The organism is Cryobacterium sp. M23 (assembly GCF_002929655.1).
In the GTDB taxonomy this organism is placed as follows: Bacteria; Actinomycetota; Actinomycetes; order Actinomycetales; family Microbacteriaceae; genus Cryobacterium; species Cryobacterium sandaracinum.
This window is the reverse complement of record NZ_PJJV01000013.1, coordinates 1-1,803: the sequence shown is the minus strand read 5'-3', so window position 1 is coordinate 1,803 and position 1,803 is coordinate 1. Positions and strand designations below refer to the sequence as shown.

Genomic DNA, 1,803 nt, shown 5'->3' with positions numbered 1-1,803 from the left:
GGACTTCCTGGTTCTCGCCCTACGTCAAACGGCGGACTTGCTCTGAGCTACTGGCCTCAACTCACCCTGACACGTAGGGGGGTGGCGACTTCGGTGCGGAGCTGGTGCAGCTCGTAGGCCCTGTCGTCGAACCCTCTACCGGAACGCCGGTGAGGTCGCTTCTACGATGCCACCGACGGAACCTCCTAGAAGCTGTCAGACGCAGCGCCTGGCACGGGCCGCCGCCACCTTGATGAACCTTCGGCAAATCGTGCTGTGCAAGCGCAGCACTGGCCTCTGGACTCAGATCACCGAGGGTCGCATCAGGTTAAAGACATCTGGCTGGGCCTCGAGGAGCCGGGCGTTCAAGGCCTGGACCCCATTCAGCTCGGCAAACAGAAATTCTTGATCGGAAACGGGGACCATCATGAGCCACGTGATGACCAGGTCGTCCGACTCCAGGTCCTCAATGTCGTTCCAGAGAAAAGGCGATACAAACAGTGCGTGTGGCACTGAAACGGCTTGATCAAATCCCGACATCACGTCAGGGAAGATCGTGTCTGGCCAAATTGAATGCTTGCCGGAGGCGATATTGAGTGCGCTTCCGATCAAACCGCTTTGGATCACTTTCCAATTGCTTCCAGCCGCAGCCAGGAGTTCTACCCCGAGGTTTTTCCCGCCACCGGTTGAGAGGTTCGTGTACTGACTCATTCCGATAGTGGCGTAGGAGGTCACGCCGGACTGGGGGATGTTATCGCATTCGATCAGGTTGAGCGACGGCAGGCCTTCCTCCCCTCCCGGAGAGAGCAGGATCTTGGGCTCGACAGAAGGCGCAACGCCGAAAGCGGTCATGGTGTGACGCGTGATTTGTCTGGCTGTGAACATGGCTCTCAGAATTCCGCTAGGTTCGTGCGCGGCGCGGCGAGGCGAGGCGAGGCGCGGTTCGTCTTCTTTGGTGTCCGCCGCAACACCGTGCGGTTGTGGTCCAAGAAGATTCCCGGACGGAGCCCACTTAGGCACCTCGACCGGCTGCGGCCAAACGTGGTTGTACCATATCCTCAATTGGCGTCACCGTCTGTGACCACTTCGAGCCAGTTGGCTCACGCCGAACAGAATTTCGCATCGACGAGACCACTCGGAGTTCGAGCAAACGGTGTGTGAGACCGGATGCTCAGCGAGGATCTAAGGGAACGTCCTACGGGCACTCGCCATCGCGGTGCTGGGGTTCTCGTTTCATCTACGCCGATTGCAATTGATCCGCGACGGCCGCGGCTTTGGAGTTTCTGAGCAGCGGCACGGAGGCGGCCATCACGAGGATGAGGGCCATTCCGCCGCCGATGATGAATCCAAGACGGGGCTCTACGGCGTCCATGGCTAACCCCACCATGACGGCGGCAACGGCGGCACCAGCGTTGACTGCCGTGTTGATCCAGCTAGATGCCTCGGTGCGCACCTCTGCAGCGGTGAGGTCGTCCGCGAGTAAGTAGCCGGTCACGAGCGACGGGGCCAGGAAGAAGCCCACCGCAGCGAGTCCGAAGCCGAGGGCCGCGACAAACTCAATTGCCGTGAGGAGTGCGCACCGCGCGGTCATGACTGTGACCGAGATGAGTAGTCGTTTTACGAGCGAGCTCCTCCAGATTCGCTGGCCGTAGAGCAGGCCTCCGACTGCGCTTCCGGCGGCGAAAGAGGCGAGAAGGATGCCGGCCACGCCGACCGATCCCTGTCTGTCGGCGATTGCGGGTGCCCTACGTGTCAGGGTGAGTTGAGGCCAGTAGCTCAGAGCAAGTCCGCCGTTTGACGTAGGGCGAGAACCAGGAAGTCCGA

General features: G+C 60.7%; 2 protein-coding genes. Both read right to left on the bottom strand.

What is annotated here, in order from left to right:
• Positions 1 to 282 precede the first annotated feature (282 nt).
• Positions 283 to 831 carry a suppressor of fused domain protein gene (locus CXY82_RS00105; protein ID WP_158252092.1) on the bottom strand — a complete coding sequence of 183 codons (549 nt, stop codon included), beginning with the start codon at positions 829 to 831 and terminating at the stop codon, positions 283 to 285.
• A gap of 385 nt (positions 832 to 1,216) precedes the next feature.
• A complete protein-coding gene (locus tag CXY82_RS00100) occupies positions 1,217 to 1,714 on the bottom strand; it encodes an MFS transporter (RefSeq protein ID WP_255408550.1) in 498 nt (165 codons plus the stop codon).
• Positions 1,715 to 1,803 lie beyond the last annotated feature (89 nt).

Bases quoted from the DNA above. Each gene is read 5' to 3' on its own strand.
- CXY82_RS00105 (WP_158252092.1), bottom strand. From the start codon at position 831: ATGACCGCTTTCGGCGTTGCGCCTTCTGTCGAGCCCAAGATCCTGCTC.